This window comes from Sphingobacterium griseoflavum (genome assembly GCF_014653155.1).
GTDB classification, from domain to species: Bacteria; Bacteroidota; Bacteroidia; order Sphingobacteriales; family Sphingobacteriaceae; genus Sphingobacterium; species Sphingobacterium griseoflavum.
In genome coordinates, this window is the sequence record NZ_BNAF01000003.1 from 147,200 (window position 1) to 166,014 (window position 18,815).

Sequence of the window (18,815 nt, forward strand, 5' to 3'; positions counted from 1 at the left end):
TTCAGGGACTGCGCCGTGTTACTTTTCCATCTCTTTTCGCCACCCCTAAAATAAGATCGTGGAAAAATTGTCATGATAATCCTATAATTGCCGTTTGTACCCGAATCATTACCTCCATATTCCTTACATTGTCGGTGTTAAGCTTAAGATACAGCAGTTAACCAAATCGGGTACATTATGAGTAAACAACCTCATCCTACGATTGTGCTACGAATGAGCATGTGCTTATTTAACGGCAAAAAATCTGATCATGCGATCAGTAGGCGCATCAGCGCGCGGATGCAAAACTGTTTAGTTTTGCTGACCTTTGCTTTTTGCACCGCTTGTACGGCACAGCATGAAAGAGATTCCGAAAACAGGAAGCCTAGTCTACAAAAAGAGCAGGCAGCTTCGCTGCACGGACCCGAGACAATTGTTCGAACGATTAAGCAAGATAGGAAAGGTAACATATGGATTGCCTCTTGGGATGGGGTTTTTAAATATGATGGAACATCTTTTGCCAACATGACAGAAAAAGTGAGCACGGCCCGATTTTTCGCTGTTTTAGAAGATCGCGCAGGAAATTTTTGGTTTTCTACTGTCGGATCGGGCGTTTATTATTATGACGGGAAATCGTTTCGTCAGTTCACTACGGCGCAAGGACTGGCCAGTGATACGGTCACCGATATCTATGAAGATAGCAAAGGTCATATTTGGTTTAGCACGGCAAAGGGCGCAAGCAAGTATGACGGGCACTCTTTTCAGAATTTCACGGAAAAAGATGGCCTGATCGATAACAACCTGAATTCGATCATGGAAGATCATACTGGGCAGTTTTGGTTTGCGACCTCGGGGAATACCTACCGATATGACGGCAAATCGTTTAGCATGGTGACGCATGAAGGCAGACCATTTACGAACGTGCGCTCCATGATAGCTGGTAAAAACGGAAACGTTTGGCTCGCCGGCAACGATGGCCTTTGGTTATACAACAAGACGACCTTTACCAATTTTACGCAAAAGTTTGTTGGCTATGTGTATGAAGATAGCGAGGGCAATATTTGGACCAGTACAAATAGCGGTATGGCAAAAAAATCACCCAATGATCTATCAAACAATAACGATGAGGGCACATGGATGATTACGCGATATCAGGCAACCTCCTTACACAACAGCAAGGTATTGCCAGACATTATGAAATCGAACGAAACGATGATTTTTGGAATCACTGAGGCGGCAGATGGCAGTATGTGGTTCGGCACGTTACAGGGTGTTTATCGCTACGATGGCGATACGTTTAACGACTTTAAAAATCATTCACCGCGTTAGTAGGCTTTTTTTGTAATGTAATTGCCAGTTCGCTATACCGAGATCCATTCATATTGTATGGAGGCTTTGCATGCGCGCAGATAAGCACAAAGACGACGCAATTGTTTGTGTGGATTCCAGATGTAACTTGCCATAGATTGCTTTGGTCAATCGACGAAAGACAGATCATCAAACAGGGGCCTCTCCACGGGGCTGAACAGAGCGATAGGTTTACTTATTTTGGAGCAACTTTTCCAAGTAGGCGATCTTCTCCTTTTCGGCTTCCCACAAGCGCTCATAGAGCTCCACAATTTTATCAGCGGTGTTAAAGGTGGGCTGGTAATTTACCGAACTGGCAATGAGTGTGGAATGGTCCGTACTGGTATTGATCGAGATAAGTGAAGACAAAAAAATGTAAAAAACCGGCCACCTCCCACCTATTTCGAACAGTGGAAATGTATTTATTCATGCTTGCCAATCAGAAAAAAACAGCTAGATTTATAAAAGCTAAAGTATAAACCGCTTGCTCTTGTTAACCGCTTGGCGCGATGTTTTCCTGCCCTTCTTGGTATAAAAGGCGACCGGTACAGACAATTTGCATAACCCGCACGCTGTAAACGCGTTTTTGGTGTGTAGAATTTGAGCAGCCAGCATATGGGATGCTGACCCGCGCTACGCCTGCAGGCTGTCTGTTTTATCCTTGCCCCCCTGCCCTAGGCTGGCGGGCACTTAACGTTCTTATAAATAACGGTGGGGGAATGCCCCGCTCTGCGATCATGGATCGGGATCGGGCATCGCCGCTTGTTGGTGTTTAATCGTCTCCTCATCATTCGTTATGGTTTATGATCACGATGTACTACTCGAAAAGCGGAAAGAATGGCTTAATTGGTGAAAATCCAATAGGGCGAGCCTCAGTGCTTTACAAGTGGTACCGTCAAGAACCTCCACAACAAAAGTTATGGCTCCCTAAAGACTAACATGAGACTCGCCCTACTGGACCATGTACAAAGATACAGAATCCAATAGATAGCGAGTTCACGATCGACTCATAGGGAAAATTTGACGGTTTTCTTGTATGAGTGACATCGTTCAAGTAATGACATCAAAACCATTACTATGCATTCGCTAATGTAACTGAAACAAAGATAGCAATAAAAACAAACTCGTGGCAATAAAACCACAAAATATTTTTTTATGATTGGTAAATATGCTGGTGTATACGCCAGAATCGGTAAAAACGTTAGGAACCGACGGAGAGCATTAAATCTCACGCAGGATCAATTATCAAAGAGGACATCCAAAATTGATCGAGCGAAAATCAGTGACATCGAGAATGCAAAAGAAGATTTTATGTTTTCTACTTTACTGGAGCTTGCGCATGCGCTTGAAGCCGATGTGGAGGACTTAACGAAGGCTTCTTAAAAGTTTAAGCATCCTTAAAGCCTACAGATAGAACGTAGATAAAGGTGTACGTGTAAATCATGCGAAATTTTATCATAAGCGAGCTGGCAGTCATTTTTGTTAATGCAAGCAATTTTACTCTTCGTGCCATCACGACATAATATTGCTCTTCAATTTGCGCGAAGGCAATCAAAAAATTTGCTTGTGAAGGTTCATCGGCGGGCTCCCCAACCTCCCTGAAGTCGCTCTTTCATCTTTTTTCGCTATTTTACGTAAAAAGTCGGGATATTATGAAAACCTATGTATGGATTGTTTTGTATCTATTAACTATTACCGCTGATGGCTATTCACAAATAGACACGTTAATCAGGATCAATTCTTGCAATCTCCATTTCAAAGTAAACGCCGGTGCCGGTAAACCAATATTATTCGAATCTGGAGGAGGGTTAGACCATAGGCAGTGGGATTCCATCGCAAATATCTTGCACGAAAATCTTCATGCTACCACTATTATTTACGATCGACAGGGCTTCGGAAAGAGCGAAATTGATACCGTTCGATATAATATCTTAACAGAGGTTCAAGGATTGGAAGACGCCATTGAGCAACTGGGGTATGATCAATCTGATATGCTTTTAGTTAGCCATTCTTTGGGAGCATTTTATTCGAGGCTCTATGCACATAGAAATCCAGCGTCCGTGAAAGGTATTATTATGTTTGATCCGCGCATACCGACAACAGACGATGTCAAATTTGCGAAGGATATAGCCAAAAGCTTGGTTCGCGATGCATTCGGGCCAGAAGATATCGCTTGGTATTATCTACTCTATAGGATGGCGTGGAACAGTAATTTCTTAATAAACAAACCAGTTCCAGCATCTATACCGATATTGAACATCATGGCTGCATATGGCCCATTTGATACGGAGGAAGAGAATAATCGATTTAAATCTGCTCAAACGAATTTTGTCAATAGTAGAAAAAACGCAACATTACTATTGGCACAAGGTAGTTCCCATAATATACCGCAAGATATGCCCGATTACGTGATTGCAGAGGTAGCGAAATTTTATAGGCAATATCTAGGTTTTGATAAATAACATCAGGCACCACTTTCGACTATTACGATTGGTTAGCGCACCTTACTGCGTTTTGTTTTCTGCCATCCCTATTTCGGCGCACGACTACTGCACAAAACGCCAACATTACCGTGCGTTTTTTGAGACAACGTTAATTAGCCGACTAAAATTGAATAGATAGTATTCTCTTACAGTCCAAATCAACGGCGTGAATTTCGATCATTTGCCCTTCAACAAGCTTTGTGTAATCAATTTGCTTAAATATGAGCACGTTGTAGGTAGAAATTATAGGCGGCGTTAGGTCGGTATATACCACGTATCTCATCCCCATGTCGCTCAAAAATTCCTTTTCAATTTTTAAAATCCGTGTCTTGATTACATGTTTTCTTGTCAATTTCGAATCTTCGGCGGCTTTTCTATAAAATGGCAGTACGAACTTACCTATGAGGTAGTTTGACAAAACGAAGAAAGCAACCGCCAGGATATGTACTAGATCTAAGCCGCTTCGTACCATGGCGATCAAAGCAGAAATTCCATAGTACATGATTACAACGTAAAGTGGGCATATGAATACAAGACCGACCACTCTTAAAAGCATCAACCGGGATTTTATCCGCTGCCGTTCCTCAAATCCTAAAGGTAATGTCTCAATAGCCATGTCGTTAATATGTTCCGTGTATTCTCAACTCTTATTAATATATTAGTAACAAGCAACTTTTAGCTTATCATATGAACAGAAAAAGTTTACTGCTATTGGCAGCCACCATGACAATTGTAAGTGGAAACGTATTTTATTTTGCATACTGGAACGATATTATGACTTATGGAGTCTACTTCCTGTTGTTCGTCTTGACAGCGACCATAACCATTGCCTCGCTCTTCAAGGTACGAAAAAAAAATATTGTTTGGTGGCTTATACTGATTCCAAATATATACCTGATCTTAGCACAGATAGCATTTATAACCCTATTTCTTCTTCTTGGGGGACCTGAAGTGTTATTCGAGCGAATGCGCGGAGATCTTTTGAGGAAATAAAATGGCTTATTTCGTGTTGTGCGATAGATCTTCCATTTATACTTGCTTTGTACCTGAATTTTTTCGGTCGTGAAGTACGGCACGAAAGAAATGCTGTGTTATCATCGGCAGTATTTTTATAATCATTGTGTTTGTTTAGTAAGTCGTTCAAGCGCCTTTTGTAAAACAGGATCAAACATATTTACTATATCCCTTTTAGCATTCTCCACAACGATATCGACTGGCACACCCACTGCTTCGTAACCAATCATTTTGGATGAATAATACCTTTGATTTGATAAGGTAACTACCCATTTGTTGGGCAATTCAAAAGCATACATATCCGAAAATATTCCCGATGAGGGCTCTCCAATAATCGTCGTGGAAGGAAGTTCTTTACAAATCAACGTCAACACGTCCGCAGCGCTCGCGGTCTGGTCATTTGTTAAAATTATGAGCGGCTTTAAAAACGGGATCTTTCGAGCAGGTGTCAAATAAAACGATTTCAAATCGTTGAAATCCTCGTAATCTCCTTTTCTAGACTGTTTGTAGTGCCCAATGCTCTTTTTCTTGACAAAATTATTTGCTATGGCATAGGCAAATTTGTCATTACCTCCCTCATTCATACGGATATCCAAAATAATTGCCGCTTTATTTTCAAACTTATCTATGATCTGAGCGAAATAGCTCGAGGCGATTTTTGCATCCTTTTTTGGATTATTCTCTGTCTCAACGGTCACATAGCATCGTAGAGAACGAATATATCCATACGCTGCTGTTTCACTAATGTAGAAAAGAGGCGTATTATTTTCCGATGGACCAATCTTGGTAAGTTCTGAAAAATTTAGATTTTTTAGCGTGGTATCAACGGTGCTCCAAAACTGAGCTTGGGATGTAGAATCTGGAAATTCATCCAAAAATCTTGAAGGCTTTTCCACGGTAAACTCTTTTTCATTAGTGTATATATTGATGTGTTCGTCCTGAAATGGTTTGACCATGCCAGATAGTATGTTAAACAAACTATCATCTGTGGTGCTTGAATTAATCCTTTCTCTGTACGTATCGTATGCATGTTTCCAATCGATATTTCTGAGATTGAAAAAAGCATAATTATCCTCAAAAGTTTTCCAAAAAACCTCAAACGTCTTTTCAGGGAGGGAAAGCCCTTTTTCCGTAATCGTGGAAGGTCTATTCAACTGTCCAAAAATTGGAATGGAATGAATGAAAAATAGGCTTACAGTAAGGAAAAAATAAAGTTTCTGCTGTTTCATGAAAACATGGTGTAAAGTGACGGCAAACGTTACCGACTAGTTTTTAAATTTGTCGGCTTGGATCTGTCCGCTCCATCTAGCGCTAATTTATTGGTAAAAAGCTCGGATATCCAGATTGACACGATCTAAATTGTGTAATTCTTTTATGAGGTAGTACCTGTTCGGGTGTTATTAAAATTCTCTGGAGACAGCGATGCAATACTTATCAAGTCGGAAGTTATACGTTGGAATGATTCATAAATGCTCGCTTCCTCTCGTGTCAGCATGTGCGTCTTAAACAAACTGTCTATCAATTGTACCGCGAGATTGTCAGTAGGCACCATTCCTTTTTCCTTACGGTACTGATTTCTCCCTTCAAAATCAAAGGGGAATCGTAACGTTTTTGGATATTTGGCTACATAGCGATTACTTGCTATAATCTCATTTCCCTTTAGCTTTTCAGAAGATGTCTCATAGGCTTTCATCCCCTCGCTATCGACTTCATGCAAGATTATGTCGGGTTTTATCCTGTCGATAATTTCGAACAGAATCTGAGGATTGTAATTAGGAACACTATCGTGTATATTTCCAACAATATAGATTTCAGATTTCTTTTGAGCAAATCCTATGTAGAATACCAAGGAAAAAAGTAATAGCGCTAGCGATGTTTTAGTAGACATTTTGAACATAAGTGTTGGAAGTGATCGTATCTGCTTACCGGTGACTGCACCGACTTACCTTTATAAAAACGCTTGAAGTCTCCCGCCTCAGGCCTTGTTTATGCTGTTGGAAATTATTTGTTCGTTTTTTAACACCCTCGCTAATCTTAAAAACGTATAGCTACTTTTCCAAACATTGATTTCATGCACACGGCGTGCGGATTCTACTGATCTATTTTTCATCTTCTGCTAAATATTTAATAGCGTAGTCCAATTGAGAGTCACTTTTTAAGGGATATAAAACGTCATGGAGATTTTGTCTTACAACAATATTTGGTTTTATTCCTATACCAACAAACTCCTCATCATTTGGTAATGTCACTTTCTTTGTACAAATCCAAGCTGTAGTATTTCCTGGCAATTCGATTTGAAGAGGCTGTCCTGTACTTCCATTCGTAAAATCGCCTATTCTTTTAATGTTCTCCTGATCGTAGAGGTATATTAGAAAATCTTCAGCAGCAGAAGCTGTATAGCTGTTCGACAGAATCACGGTAGGTACTAAAAGTTTAACAGCTGAATGAGCAACCGTAGGTCTATAATCAAATGCATAGAACTTTGCTCCGATGTATGACTTATAATAGTTGACAGCTTCTTCTTTAGATAATCCCCATTCAGCCTTTCCATTAACTGTGTCTTGCGGCGTTAAAAATGAACCAATGGCGCGTTCCGAGGGGATTATATTTCTACTATAACTTTTAGCCCCATACAAGGATTCATTTTTATTAAAATATTTGGCAATATTCAATGCATGTTTTCCGCTTCCGCCGCCATTATTGCGAACGTCAATAATTATACTCCGAGCTTTCTGTAATTCCGAAAGTTTCGATTCAAAATTCTTTACGACCTCACCGTTTTCAAAAGAGCGAATAGCGATATAAGCTACGTCGTTTTCTAACCACTTAAATTCAAATACCTCACGCATAGATATTGGCCCTGAAGCCATCACACTCTCCTCTGTCTTTGCGTGAGTTAATTTAAGGTTTTTCATTTCGCCTTCAGGCGTCTTAAAATGAATACTGTATTGTTCTCCAGCTAATCCCGAAAGAAGGTTATAAGCGGCTTTATTATTCAGATCAGTTTCTGTCGAAGTTGCGATAAACGGTTTTACAAACTTTCGCTGATATTCTTCTGTTGATAAGCCATTTACCTTGATAACTTCACTGCCTATTGGGATATCTCTTTGTTTGCTCTCATTTACATCTACGACATACACTTTGCCGTGGACATTGCCTAAGCATATGCGGTACTCTCCAAAATTAGTTGTCATTATTTCATGCTGTATAGCATCGGGGAAATATACTTGAGTATGACCATCTTTTAAGATTGCACAAAGTTTTTGAAGTTCTCGGAAGTATTCGTAGTCGTTTTGTACCTTTTGCACGTTAGCAATAGCTTCTTTATATGCACTGTTCCATACCGACGGATTTATCTTGTACATGTATACGAAATTGTAATTTGCCTCACTCCAAAATTTGGATAAACCGTAAATCTTCTCTTCGAGTGACAAGGTGCTTTTTGTTTGGGAATAAGCGTTGCTTCCCGAAACTGCCATAATTAATAAAATAAACAACGCAATTCTCATAGTCTTAGATTATATTTATCAGCGAATCCTGACTATTGACTCTCGCACCAGTCCAATAGTGGTGTATATAGATCTTCAATTTTTGCATATTCGCCACGCTCATACAGCTCTAGTAATTTCTGATTAAATGCCAATGCCTTTGGAAACCCTTTTAAAACCATCCTTTCATTCACATGATTCACCATTTTTTGGAAAAGATCGTGATCGTCCTTTATTTTGTCATAAGAATACAGGATAAATAGTCCCCATGTTAGATATTCATCAAAAACTTTCAAGGCATTTGGATAATGTTCAACCGTCTTATTACTACTGTCTACCCATTTTAAACGATCACTAAATATCAAATTCAATCGGTTTACATAGCGGTCGCTCACGGGGCCAACGTAGTTATGGTCAATTTCCGTAAAAATGACCCTTACATTCATGAATTTTCGATACATTTCACTCCACTCATTATTTCTATTAATGGTTGGTACAAAAAGTAGCATTTCTTTAAAACCGTCATCAGTAAATGTATGCGTCGCATTCATTCCAGCTATTAACGGGGATGTGAGTATGCGGTAACTATTTATTTTATAATCAAATCGGTTTTCTAACCACTCCTTTTGCTCGCTTACCGTAGCATAGCTCTCATACTCAGATTTTAATTTGTCGTAATACTGTTGGTTATCATCGTAAAATTTTCGATAACTCGCTTTTGTCACGAACTCTTCTAAATCTTTAAGGTGTGTAATAATAGGATTAACAGTGATTTCATAATTACCTATTCCTTTGCCCGGAAAATTATAAACGTTGGTAGGGATTAGCTTATTATTATTGAACTTAAAGCCATATGCATTTGCTGATAGCAAGAAATAGTTCACGAGACTTTCTCGAAGTAACTTATCAAATTCTTTTACCACGCGCAGTTCTGCAAATGGTGAAAAGTGCGCTTGAACCCTATCATAATATCTGGATTCCTGTTTCACCATAGTAGGATTCTCTTTTGCAAAATCTGTTAGTGACAGTATGATGTAGATAAGTTCTTGCGCTTCATTAATTTCTATAGTTGTTTTCCCATCATTTCGTTCCCTATACTCTTTATCAAAAACAACGTCCTTTTCTTGAGAAAACAGATGATTTGATAAAATTAAGAGTACTGCCGTGACCGTAATTTGTATTCGAATATTCATAGGGGTAGGGTAAAGATAAGCTGCATGCTATGGATAGAATAGCAAACAAATATAAGATTTTGATAGCTATATATCATTGTGAAACTTCATGTTTCGTAGAATTTTTTCAAATTCATTCGTTTTTTTTTCGGGCATTCTTAACTTCCATAGTTTCGCTTGTACGTTCATATCTATTTATATTCTTGATATGATTTTTTCGAAACATTTTTCTATAAGAAAAAGAAAAAAACAGCTCAAATGTGGACAAAGTTGATGACTATATGTTGCAGTGTTAGGCTTTTGAACCCTAAAGGCATATAGCATGTATATATCTCATTTTGCGAGATACAGATCCGTTTTAAATATCGATCATACGTAGCTTCACGAATACATCAATCTTTTGGAGCCATTTCGCACGATGTCTGATAGCTCCTCTTTCAAAACCTTTGGCGCTACGATATGTGCAATATCTATAAACCTTAGGAACCACCGTACAAATGCTGTGGGGTGGGCCGCGCATTTAAAATACATCTTCACATGATTAGCCGTTATTTCCTCCTTATAAAAACCGTATGCATCTCGGTCGAACGCTAGAAAATGCGCATACAATTGATCGCATTCAATAACGATCTCCACCGTCGGTACTTCAGCTAATGTAGCACGCAAGGTTTGTACAGACTGGTGTTTGCGGGTGAAGGGTATTGGGGTAATCTTTACCTGCTTGATTCGATCCAATCTAAAATTTCGATAGGCTAAACGCGTGAGACAAAATGCTAGTACATACCAAAAACCACGTTCAAAGAATATGCCTGCTGGTTCAATTTCTCGGGTTTGCTTGGTCCGATCTCCAACTTTTACATAGTCAATCTGTAGCACAGTTCTTTCTGAAACACTTTCCAATATCGTATTGATGATCGTTGGCAGATAGGAATTAGCCTTGGTATCAGGTATGATGTGCAGCTTATCTTCCAATTCGTCAAAAGCCACTTTCTGCTGATACCGAAAAGAACTTTTCACCTTCACGAGCAACGAATCAAACTGTTGCCGAATAAAATTTGTTTGATGTTGCTTCATCATCTTTTCGGCCACGAGCAGGCTAAGCATTTCCTCGTCTGTAAATCTAGCGACTTGTACCCTGTAGCCTTCCAAAAGACCGAAAGAACCGTTATTGGATAAAATCGGAATGCCAACAAGCTCCAACGACTTGAGATCTCTGTATATTGTTCTTTTGCTGGTACCAAAAATTTGCTGCAGCTCTTGGATAGATACCGAAGCCTTGGATTGTAGTAGAAAATATAATCGCAGGATGCGATCAAAACGTTTGTATGTATCCATGGTTTCCTGTGTCAACTTCCTAATTTTTCCGGCACTGTTTTGGCGCACAACGACTGCACGATTTCGGCTATTCGTTTCGCGCGCGTGTTGGGTGTCTTCGCGCCGTGAATAAACAATAATATTCTTTTCTTTACAGAGTTACTCAAATTGTTGTAATAGGTATCAGCATGTTTTTCACGATGGATGGCTTCTTCCAGATCGGCTGGAATAATCAGGGCTTCTACTTCATCCAGTGAATTCCACGATCCATTATCTTTCGCTAGTTGTACCACATCCAGACCAGCCTGAGCCATCATTTTACAGTCTATCAAAATCTGTACTTTTTCTTTATTGATTCTGGACCAAGCACTATTGGCTTTACGCTTACAAAAAAATTGGATGTAACTTTCCTCATCGATCGCCTTTCGTCGGCCATCGATCCAGCCGAAGCACAGGGCTTCATCTACAGATTCCTGCCACGTGAGGTTGTGCTTTTGAGATTTCTTTTTGTAAAAAACTACCCATACCGAAGAAGTGGAAAGATGGTTTTTTAACAACCATGCTCTCCACGCCGCACGATCGGAAGGTGTATATTCTGGCGTATGATTCATATCCGAGTATTATCGCATGTATTCCAGCACAAATCTAATCATATACATGCTATGAAGTAAACCGAACCTATAATCGCGCTAAATCGTAACGGGCTCGGCACGTTTGGATATCTAGCTATATTTACGGAGTGGCCCATCCATACCAATTCAACAGGCAGATATTCGGGATACCTGCCCATTGATTAATTATTTTACAACAGTCGCTTCAAGCTCTATCGTCAATGTAGCAAATAGTGCCTTTACTTCGACCAGTGTCGTAGCCTGCTTAATCTCGTATTTTCTAAGAAAATCGCTATAGATATCTACACTGGTTGAGAAAAGCTCATTGATAGAAGTGGTGTACACATTTAATCGAACGATGTTTTTCATTTCATAACCTGCTTCGGTGATCAGGTGTTCCAAATTTGCAATGGTTTGCTTAAGCTGGGAGCGCATGTCCTCCGCACTTGGCTGGCCCTGCTGGTCTATAGCCACTTGTCCTGAACAGTATAGCGTTCCTGCTACGTTTTTTACTTCTACTGCCTGCGCCGAATTCGTGTACTCGCCCCACTTCCAAGGATCAATTGTAATTTTTTCCATTTTCTTTGTTTTTAAGATTTAAAACAAAGGTCTGCCGAGTTGTGACAGCTGTCTGTCACAGCGGAATAAAATAGCTGTATTTTGTCAATCCCCCATGCTCGAATTACCAGCTGCTAGCGAATTTCAGGGATTGATCATAGCAGCAAAGGAACTCCTATTCACCGTCATTCGGAAGGAATACCACCTTTCATGCCCAACTTGGGTTGCGCTTTTATGTAGTCCCACCTTGATAAAACCGTTTTTTATATAACAATTAATTGCAGCTGTATTGAAGTCGTATACATTCAATGCTACCACCTCAATTGCTGGTTTACTAAAGCACCACTTCGTTAATTTGGCTACTAGAGCTGCTCCATAACCTTTGCCTAGAAATCGCTTATCGCCAATTAGGATACGACACAATCGGCGTGTTTGTAGGTCTTCTTCATATACCTCGCAGTGGCCGATGACGGCGTTTGTATCCTGGTGAATTACTTTGAAGATATGTCTATCTGGCTCTTTAAGATGATCGATGAGCTGTTCTTTCGTCAGTGGAAAGTGAAAGGCCGTACCCGCAAATTGTACAAGTTGTTCCTCCGTTGTTATCCAGGAAATTAGTCTGGGGAAGTCTGCCTCTTTAAACTCTTCGAAAACTATGCTATGCTCGCCCATGTGTTCCATGCTATTTTACCCTAAATATAAGAACCTGCCTACTTTTTCGAGTAATTATGGCTGGTATTAAAGCGCAGTAGTTTGAAATTGTCGTTTGTTTTGCGCGACAGCTTTTAAAGGGATCAGTATGGTCGTACCGCGCGGTCATGCTCTCCGCGTGACCAAGCATTTTTTGGGACGGCCTCAATCAGGGACATTATCGGGGCAGCGGAACAGTCGTCGCGCATGTACTTCTTTGCCGCTTTCCGTATAGTAGGAGAACGGGGTTCTCCCCTATCAACAAAGGGAAGTGTTTTCAATAAGCGTTAGGCTATCGGATTAAGCCCTATATTTTCTCGATCTGCTCAACCGCAGGGATAATATATTCCAGCATAATGTCAAAAGGGAGCTTTCCCCTCCAATTCCCGTAGTTACTTCCCGTAAATACAATCGCTAAATTGTGTGCCGGAACAGACATCATATACTGCCCGCCATTACCCGAAGCAAACAAAACTTCTGTATCGATGTCTTTATGCTTTAAGTGCTCCCGATACCAAAAGAAACCATACCGTGCGCTTTGATATTTTGCATTGGGCATTCTGGAATAGCGGGTAAACGAATAATCGATAATAATGTCGCAATTTGTGGATGTTTCTATCCACCCCGAACTAATGATTTGTTGACCTTTCCAATCCCCTTTATTCCTTACCAAATCAATAATTTTGAGCATATCCAGCGGCCTCATAAAAAATGAACCAGCGGTCATGCCTTGACCTTTCGGCGAAATAGTCCATTTATAATCTTCGATGCCCAGCGGTTGAAAAAGATTTCTTGCTGCAAATTCCATGACCGTCATGCCGCTGGCCCTGGCAATAATCTCCCCTACTAGCATAGGTGCGATAGAATTATAAGACCAATTGATCCCAGGTTGCTGTATTAAATCTATACCCAAACAAAACGCCACCCAGTCTTCCGTCTCAGCCATCTCGTCTTCACAATTGGGGCCAAGAGCATAAAATTCTTCGCAGTTTAATCCCGCCCGCATTTCCAATAAATGCTGCACACGGATCTTACCTTTATCCTCGCCTTTAAGCTCCGGAAAGAAGCGTTCCAAAGGATCGTCAAGAGCAATCAGCTTTTTGTCGATGGCAATGCCTGCTAAAAGGCTTGTTATTGATTTAAAAGCGGAACGAATATCGTGGCGGCTGTCTTTATCAAAACCATGGAAATATTCTTCAAAAATGATGTGGCCATTATTTTCAACGATAACCGCATCAATCTGCGGATAGGTGTTGTCAACGATTTTTTCTTTTAATTCCCTAAAAAACGACTGGTCGACTTCCTGCCCTTTGGAAGTTATGTACAACAGCATCAAGATATGGAATAGCAGGGTTTTCATCAGCGTAAATCTTCAACGAGCGATCAGGTCTTGAAGTACAAGGATAACAAATATTACTGATTTTATGCTAATCGCTCTCCATTTTCGACTTTCGTCCCAACCGAAATCACGGAAACGCTGCTGCTACTCAGGATGCAGCTCTTGGCTATCCCGTTACAGCCGAACATGTTTAGATGGATACGATGGCAAGTCGTTAGCAGACACCGTATGCCTATAACGAAGGAAAGTAGCGCAAAAAAATGCAGGGCGAGGTACAGCTCGATTGTCCGAGAATCGGCCCAATCTCCTCCCTCAATGTATGCCGCTTGGACAATCAACATACCTTCTTCTCCTAGAAAGATCGGTGCCTGCATGTGCACACAAACGGGACAGCATGATGATAACATCGACTTTCCTATATATTAAAAGCATTGCATGCAGATCGCCGGCAAGCAACATGCAAATGCATGTGAGGGAGCTACAAAAAATAGGCTGCTACACCCTTCGACGTGGCACGCTCAAGTATCAATAGCTCGACCTCAGCTATCAAAAACGCGTGTTCAAGCATCTGCAAGGATATATTGCCTGCTGAAGTTTGCTCCGCAAGCATCAACAGGAGGCCTGCACCCATCAACAGGTCGACTGCCCCCATCAAGGTGGTCTTGCACGACTTCAATGAGCAAATGCTACGTAGCATGCTTTATGCGACATTGCAATTACGCTTAGCGACACTTAAAGTCTTGAGACGATAGCTTTCCTAATCATTTACGATCCTTGCTGATAAAGATCTGATGTCCGTTTTTGCAACACAAATGGTAGACTTATTTTCGGAGACAGGCTTCAGCAGCAAACAGATGCTCAAATGAATAAAGAAAGCCTATAAAGTTGCAAAACAGTCATGCTTCGACAAAAAAGGGTCACATGAAGATGGAAAGGAGTCGCTTGTCAAAGGAATTTTTTTGATCGTCGACAAGAATCAAGCAGCTGACTTACCGAAAAAAACGAACGACAAAACGTTATTGATGGTCCTCCAGTGCTACTTGTTGCGTGAAGACGGAGCAATGCTACGTAGCATTTGTCTTGTGGAAGGAGAGAGTCGATAGGCGAAAAACACCGTTTACTGTCGTTTAAAAGCACAAAATGTGGACGTAAAATCTCTTTTGGATCTAATTGTCGGTTAGGAGGTCCGACTTTCCACGCGCCTTTTTTGAAAGCTTTTTTCAAAATTTAGCTTTGAAGAAAAACCGGAGCACGAACCGATCTCTTATTGATTCTCTTGGGACCGCTTTGTAGCAGTTCGTAGGGGAATCCTACTGCCGAACTTTCAGTCTCTTTATCAGTGTTTTACAAATTTTAAAAATCAATTACGCCACAGTTGACGCGCTGATTTAACATACTTTTTAGCTGCAAGTGCTTGTTATGGGCAATTTACATATTAATTTCCAGATCACAATAAACTTGAATGTCAAATATTTTCGGGACAATTGAGAAAATATTTTAGCTAATACATTGGCGTGTTGACAATGAAAAAACATCATAGTTTCTAACTTTTAGGGGTAGAAATACCAATAAAACAAGCCGAAACCATTTCATCCAAAGTACTTGAATATTGGCGATTTTCTAGCAACCAACAGTTGATTTTTTACTTTGTAAAAGTCATATTTATCTTCTTGAAATAGGACTTTTAAGTAACAGATGCCTGGCTCTCAATATACCGATACAACTGCCCAGACGGAGTTTTAGCGTTTTGAGATAGTATTTCTTTACAGCCGAATAGAATAAAAACATCTTTTGCACGAGATACGGCCACATTCAGCATGTTTACACCTCTGTCGTAGAAATAGCTTTTGCCTAAATCATTGGTGCCATAGGTGGAGGAGAACAGGATTACTGGACGTTCTGCTCCTTGTAGGGCATGTACGGTGCCTATGGTCAATCCTGAGATGTTGATTCCTGCACGGCGTAACGTGAGGGCCAGCTCGTGTTTTTGTCCCGTAAAAGGGGTGATTATACCCACTATATCTGCCAGGCGAAGCGTCTTTTGCTGTCTTTTTTCTTTTGCTGCAGTGCTGTTTTCGATGTCCTGATAGTGGCTAAGTAATTGCTCCTGATTAGCAAGTATCCATTGGGCTATAACAGCTGCTTCTTCTGAATTTGCGCGGCTGCTACCGCCTCTGATTACGGAAATACCGCTAACTGCATGAAATTGCATAGGTGCAAACGGACTATTTTTTGCCGACCCTTTTTTGGGTTCCAATAGGCCATGATAGGCAAGGCGGTTACAATATTCAATAATTTCATCAAAACAACGTCGGTGTTCGGTGAGCATCATGCCATGTTCCATTTTCGGATATAATTGATATGGAGTGGCTTTCTGGGCGAGTTGCATCATACTGCAGGCGCTGCTGAGGAAACCTTTGCTTTGCAGATCGGCAATTGATTTCTGGTCATTGATGTTGGTTATTACTTTGTATCGATGCAGGTTGGCATGGTCTACTTTGGCGGGGACATTCCATACGGGTTCTATTTGTAATGTGTCGCCTACTACCAAGGCTCTTTTTGCCAATGCAAAAGTGGCCGCTCCTACTTCTGGCGAAACTTGCCCAGCTTCATCGACAATCAGCAGGTCTATGTAGTCCAATAGCGGTGGCGTATCCCAGACGCTTCTTGATCCTGTGGTTTTGACAAGTTTTGAATAGCTAAAAAACTTGGGTGCCATGAAAAATGTGGAGACAAAGCAGGGGCTCAGCATGGCAAAGCGTTGCCAGCGTTTTTGGGCATCTCTTTCTCCGTTTTTGTACACTCTATCTTCCCGTATGAGGTCTTTGGTGGCTAAGATCCAGCGTCCTTCCCAATAATGGATGGCGAGGTAAAACAGGTCGTATTTTAATCCCATTTCCAGCTCATCATAGAAGTAGGTTTCTTTTTTGTGTTCGGCCATTTTAAACCCTTCGTCATCTACGGGCGGATTGGATTTAATATTATTGTTTTGTTTCCAGTTTTTCCAGGCTTGTGAAAGCTTTTTGATTTGTTGGATTACTTGCAATTTTTCATCAAAAAAATGATGGAAGGAACTGATTTTATAAAAGTTTACGGTGTTGTAATTTACCGGACAATCACGGAATAGTTGTTTTAGTCGGATGGCTCTTTTTTCTTTTACGAAACGGAGAAATGAAAAGAGTTTTATCCAGAATGATTCCTGATCCAGATAATCGCTGAGTTTTCGCTCTATGTCTTTAATGCTTGCTTCTATTTGATCAAGTGCTTTTTCGTCTAGTTTTTGTCCTGAAAATAAACTTCCGGTGGTTGTGGCTCCTAATTTTTGAAGGTGTACGGGTATTGTTTTGTATTGTTGCCACAATTTGATGCCGTCCTGAAGCTCTTTTTGTTTGTATTGTATCGTGGCTTGTAGTTGTTTGGTGATGTTCAATACATTCAGTCCTTCTTGCTGGAGGTAACGTTGAGATTTTTCAATATAGGTTTGCTCTGCAATGGCCAGATAGTTATGGTTTTCTTTATCTGTATGCGCTCCGCTCAGTCTGCCTTCTACACGTTTTAGATGGGGTATGCCTCCTGATACTATTTTGCTTTGTGCAGGCAGGTAGAGACCAAAACCTTTCAGATTTGGCAACCAGCGTTCATACAACAGTCCCGGTTTTTGGGTCACACTGAAAAAACTGTCTATGATGTTGGTTACTGCCTGATTGTTGGTGGAGCAGGCTACGATTACTGCGGGGTTATGTCCTTTTACGGCACTTTGTACTACTTCGTTTGCTACGATGCTTTGTAGCAGGGTTGTTTTTCCGGTTCCGGGCGGACCATTTACGGCTAGCACTTCGCCTTTTTGTAAGGTTTGGAAATGGTAAAGCGATTTTCTCTGTGAGATGGATAGCGGAAAGGCATGCGCCATCTGGCCAAGGTGAGTGGCAGATGTGTCTTCAAAGTGGTTGATGGTTAATAGGGATTTTAGTTGTGTATTGGATCTGTCTGCCAGTTTTTCCAATAAGGACGGTACTTTTTTTTCACGGATCAGGTAGTCGTATAGTCTGATAATGCCGTCTGCTGCGGCTGTAAGGTTTTCATGGGCGACTATGGTGTTTGAAAAACTGACGGTATGGTTTTCTGAAACATATTCCTGGAGTTGCATTCCTGTAATCAGTTGGAAACAGTCTTGAATATAGGTCCAATATTCAGCCCATTTTTCTTCGCCTGCAAAGGGTCTGGCAAATGCGTTGTCTATTTTGTCTACGTCTGAAAAAATAAAATTTACGGCTTCATTTACCTGTGGTTCCAGGTGTGTACGTGGTATGTAGGGGAAGGTGTCTTCATCGGGTTTTAAAAATCCGTTTCTGTTGAGCAGCGCTCTGATCCAGAACGGATAGCTGATGCCTGTTTCTCCGGAGTATTTGGTGTATTCCGGATCGGGGCTTATTCTGAATGGGGCTATCAGGATGCTGGTTTCTTCTAATTTTTCCCAATCAGGATCATTTTGGTTTGACCGTCCTTTTGCTTCGTTTTGTTTTTTCTCAACGGCATCGAGTAATGCTGTTGCAGATGCTGAAGGTACATGGCCTTTGGCATAGTCGATAGGTAGATTATGCAGGTGTATGGTTTTGTCTACCTTTATTTCTACTCGTGAGCCATCGGCCAGGGTATTGCGCCAGTATTCTAATAATTGTATTTGTTCCATTGTGTGTGAAGCTATTTTTAGATTTGTCTGCCTTGATGAGTTTTTATTAAGGATTTCCTACCTAATAGTTTTATCAGCCCATCCTCCTGATTTGGAACGAGCTGATAGTAGCGTGGTTTTGCTTCGGAAT

Annotated in this window: 18 protein-coding genes; 4 read left to right on the forward strand and 14 right to left on the reverse strand. The window is 40.7% G+C overall.

What is annotated here, in order from left to right; all coding sequences use genetic code 11:
- Positions 1-177: 177 nt before the first annotated feature.
- Complete coding sequence (locus IE165_RS04745; protein ID WP_229826353.1) at positions 178-1,308, forward strand: ligand-binding sensor domain-containing protein; 1,131 nt, start codon at positions 178-180, stop codon at positions 1,306-1,308.
- 210 nt (positions 1,309-1,518) lie between these two features.
- On the opposite strand, the gene IE165_RS04750 is transcribed toward IE165_RS04745, so the two are convergent.
- Positions 1,519-1,695 carry a hypothetical protein gene (locus IE165_RS04750; protein ID WP_229826354.1) on the reverse strand — a complete coding sequence of 59 codons (177 nt, stop codon included), beginning with the start codon at positions 1,693-1,695 and terminating at the stop codon, positions 1,519-1,521.
- A gap of 786 nt (positions 1,696-2,481) precedes the next feature.
- Between IE165_RS04750 and IE165_RS04755 the strand changes: the two genes are divergently transcribed.
- Positions 2,482-2,709 carry a helix-turn-helix domain-containing protein gene (locus IE165_RS04755; protein WP_189625456.1) on the forward strand — a complete coding sequence of 76 codons (228 nt, stop codon included), beginning with the start codon at positions 2,482-2,484 and terminating at the stop codon, positions 2,707-2,709.
- A 269-nt stretch (positions 2,710-2,978) separates the two neighbouring features.
- Positions 2,979-3,788 carry an alpha/beta fold hydrolase gene (locus IE165_RS04760; RefSeq protein WP_189625457.1) on the forward strand — a complete coding sequence of 270 codons (810 nt, stop codon included), beginning with the start codon at positions 2,979-2,981 and terminating at the stop codon, positions 3,786-3,788.
- Between the two features lie 142 nt (positions 3,789-3,930).
- Here IE165_RS04760 and IE165_RS04765 read toward each other — a convergent pair whose 3' ends face one another.
- The gene (locus IE165_RS04765; RefSeq protein WP_189625458.1) at positions 3,931-4,425 is read right to left on the reverse strand and encodes a hypothetical protein; all 495 of its coding nucleotides are present in this window, start codon (positions 4,423-4,425) and stop codon (positions 3,931-3,933) included.
- Positions 4,426-4,496: 71 nt separating this feature from the next.
- Between IE165_RS04765 and IE165_RS04770 the strand changes: the two genes are divergently transcribed.
- On the forward strand, positions 4,497-4,802 hold the full coding sequence (locus IE165_RS04770; RefSeq protein WP_189625459.1) for a hypothetical protein: 306 nt from the start codon (positions 4,497-4,499) through the stop codon (positions 4,800-4,802).
- A 122-nt stretch (positions 4,803-4,924) separates the two neighbouring features.
- Here the strand turns inward: IE165_RS04770 and IE165_RS04775 are convergent, their stop codons facing one another.
- From IE165_RS04775 to IE165_RS04830, 12 genes are all read right to left on the reverse strand, one after another.
- Positions 4,925-6,052, reverse strand: coding sequence for a S41 family peptidase (locus IE165_RS04775; protein ID WP_189625460.1), 1,128 nt, complete (start codon positions 6,050-6,052; stop codon positions 4,925-4,927).
- A 143-nt stretch (positions 6,053-6,195) separates the two neighbouring features.
- Positions 6,196-6,711 (reverse strand): hypothetical protein, encoded by a 516-nt coding sequence (locus IE165_RS04780; protein ID WP_189625461.1) that lies wholly within the window; start codon positions 6,709-6,711, stop codon positions 6,196-6,198.
- A 211-nt stretch (positions 6,712-6,922) separates the two neighbouring features.
- Positions 6,923-8,332, reverse strand: a complete 1,410-nt coding sequence (locus IE165_RS04785; protein ID WP_189625462.1) for a S41 family peptidase — start codon at positions 8,330-8,332, stop codon at positions 6,923-6,925.
- Between the two features lie 32 nt (positions 8,333-8,364).
- Entirely contained in the window at positions 8,365-9,504 is a 1,140-nt protein-coding gene (locus IE165_RS04790) for a DUF4932 domain-containing protein (RefSeq protein WP_189625463.1), read from the reverse strand.
- Positions 9,505-9,864: 360 nt separating this feature from the next.
- Positions 9,865-10,818 carry a helix-turn-helix transcriptional regulator gene (locus IE165_RS04795; protein ID WP_189625464.1) on the reverse strand — a complete coding sequence of 318 codons (954 nt, stop codon included), beginning with the start codon at positions 10,816-10,818 and terminating at the stop codon, positions 9,865-9,867.
- Between the two features lie 11 nt (positions 10,819-10,829).
- Positions 10,830-11,408 carry a YdeI/OmpD-associated family protein gene (locus IE165_RS04800; protein ID WP_189625465.1) on the reverse strand — a complete coding sequence of 193 codons (579 nt, stop codon included), beginning with the start codon at positions 11,406-11,408 and terminating at the stop codon, positions 10,830-10,832.
- Between the two features lie 186 nt (positions 11,409-11,594).
- Entirely contained in the window at positions 11,595-11,987 is a 393-nt protein-coding gene (locus tag IE165_RS04805) for a RidA family protein (protein WP_189625466.1), read from the reverse strand.
- A gap of 123 nt (positions 11,988-12,110) precedes the next feature.
- Entirely contained in the window at positions 12,111-12,638 is a 528-nt protein-coding gene (locus IE165_RS04810; protein WP_189625467.1) for a GNAT family N-acetyltransferase, read from the reverse strand.
- A gap of 325 nt (positions 12,639-12,963) precedes the next feature.
- Positions 12,964-14,016 carry a serine hydrolase domain-containing protein gene (locus IE165_RS04815; protein ID WP_189625468.1) on the reverse strand — a complete coding sequence of 351 codons (1,053 nt, stop codon included), beginning with the start codon at positions 14,014-14,016 and terminating at the stop codon, positions 12,964-12,966.
- A 62-nt stretch (positions 14,017-14,078) separates the two neighbouring features.
- A complete protein-coding gene (locus tag IE165_RS04820) occupies positions 14,079-14,402 on the reverse strand; it encodes a hypothetical protein (protein WP_189625469.1) in 324 nt (107 codons plus the stop codon).
- Between the two features lie 71 nt (positions 14,403-14,473).
- On the reverse strand, positions 14,474-14,692 hold the full coding sequence (locus IE165_RS04825) for a hypothetical protein (RefSeq protein ID WP_189625470.1): 219 nt from the start codon (positions 14,690-14,692) through the stop codon (positions 14,474-14,476).
- Positions 14,693-15,679: 987 nt separating this feature from the next.
- Complete coding sequence (locus IE165_RS04830) at positions 15,680-18,685, reverse strand: AAA domain-containing protein (protein WP_189625471.1); 3,006 nt, start codon at positions 18,683-18,685, stop codon at positions 15,680-15,682.
- Between the last annotated feature and the right edge of the window lie 130 nt (positions 18,686-18,815).

Excerpts from the sequence above, each read along its gene's own strand:
- IE165_RS04775 (WP_189625460.1), bottom strand. The coding sequence starts at position 6,052 with ATGAAACAGCAGAAACTTTATTTTTTCCTTACTGTAAGCCTATTTTTC.
- IE165_RS04745 (WP_229826353.1), top strand. The coding sequence starts at position 178 with ATGAGTAAACAACCTCATCCTACGATTGTGCTACGAATGAGCATGTGC.
- IE165_RS04815 (WP_189625468.1), bottom strand. The coding sequence starts at position 14,016 with ATGAAAACCCTGCTATTCCATATCTTGATGCTGTTGTACATAACTTCC.
- IE165_RS04810 (WP_189625467.1), bottom strand. The coding sequence starts at position 12,638 with ATGGGCGAGCATAGCATAGTTTTCGAAGAGTTTAAAGAGGCAGACTTC.
- IE165_RS04765 (WP_189625458.1), bottom strand. The coding sequence starts at position 4,425 with ATGGCTATTGAGACATTACCTTTAGGATTTGAGGAACGGCAGCGGATA.
- IE165_RS04785 (WP_189625462.1), bottom strand. The coding sequence starts at position 8,332 with ATGAGAATTGCGTTGTTTATTTTATTAATTATGGCAGTTTCGGGAAGC.
- IE165_RS04770 (WP_189625459.1), top strand. The coding sequence starts at position 4,497 with ATGAACAGAAAAAGTTTACTGCTATTGGCAGCCACCATGACAATTGTA.
- IE165_RS04790 (WP_189625463.1), bottom strand. The coding sequence starts at position 9,504 with ATGAATATTCGAATACAAATTACGGTCACGGCAGTACTCTTAATTTTA.
- IE165_RS04760 (WP_189625457.1), top strand. The coding sequence starts at position 2,979 with ATGAAAACCTATGTATGGATTGTTTTGTATCTATTAACTATTACCGCT.
- IE165_RS04830 (WP_189625471.1), bottom strand. The coding sequence starts at position 18,685 with ATGGAACAAATACAATTATTAGAATACTGGCGCAATACCCTGGCCGAT.
- IE165_RS04780 (WP_189625461.1), bottom strand. The coding sequence starts at position 6,711 with ATGTCTACTAAAACATCGCTAGCGCTATTACTTTTTTCCTTGGTATTC.
- IE165_RS04795 (WP_189625464.1), bottom strand. The coding sequence starts at position 10,818 with ATGGATACATACAAACGTTTTGATCGCATCCTGCGATTATATTTTCTA.
- IE165_RS04825 (WP_189625470.1), bottom strand. The coding sequence starts at position 14,692 with ATGCTACGTAGCATTTGCTCATTGAAGTCGTGCAAGACCACCTTGATG.
- IE165_RS04800 (WP_189625465.1), bottom strand. The coding sequence starts at position 11,408 with ATGAATCATACGCCAGAATATACACCTTCCGATCGTGCGGCGTGGAGA.
- IE165_RS04820 (WP_189625469.1), bottom strand. The coding sequence starts at position 14,402 with ATGTTATCATCATGCTGTCCCGTTTGTGTGCACATGCAGGCACCGATC.
- IE165_RS04755 (WP_189625456.1), top strand. The coding sequence starts at position 2,482 with ATGATTGGTAAATATGCTGGTGTATACGCCAGAATCGGTAAAAACGTT.
- IE165_RS04805 (WP_189625466.1), bottom strand. The coding sequence starts at position 11,987 with ATGGAAAAAATTACAATTGATCCTTGGAAGTGGGGCGAGTACACGAAT.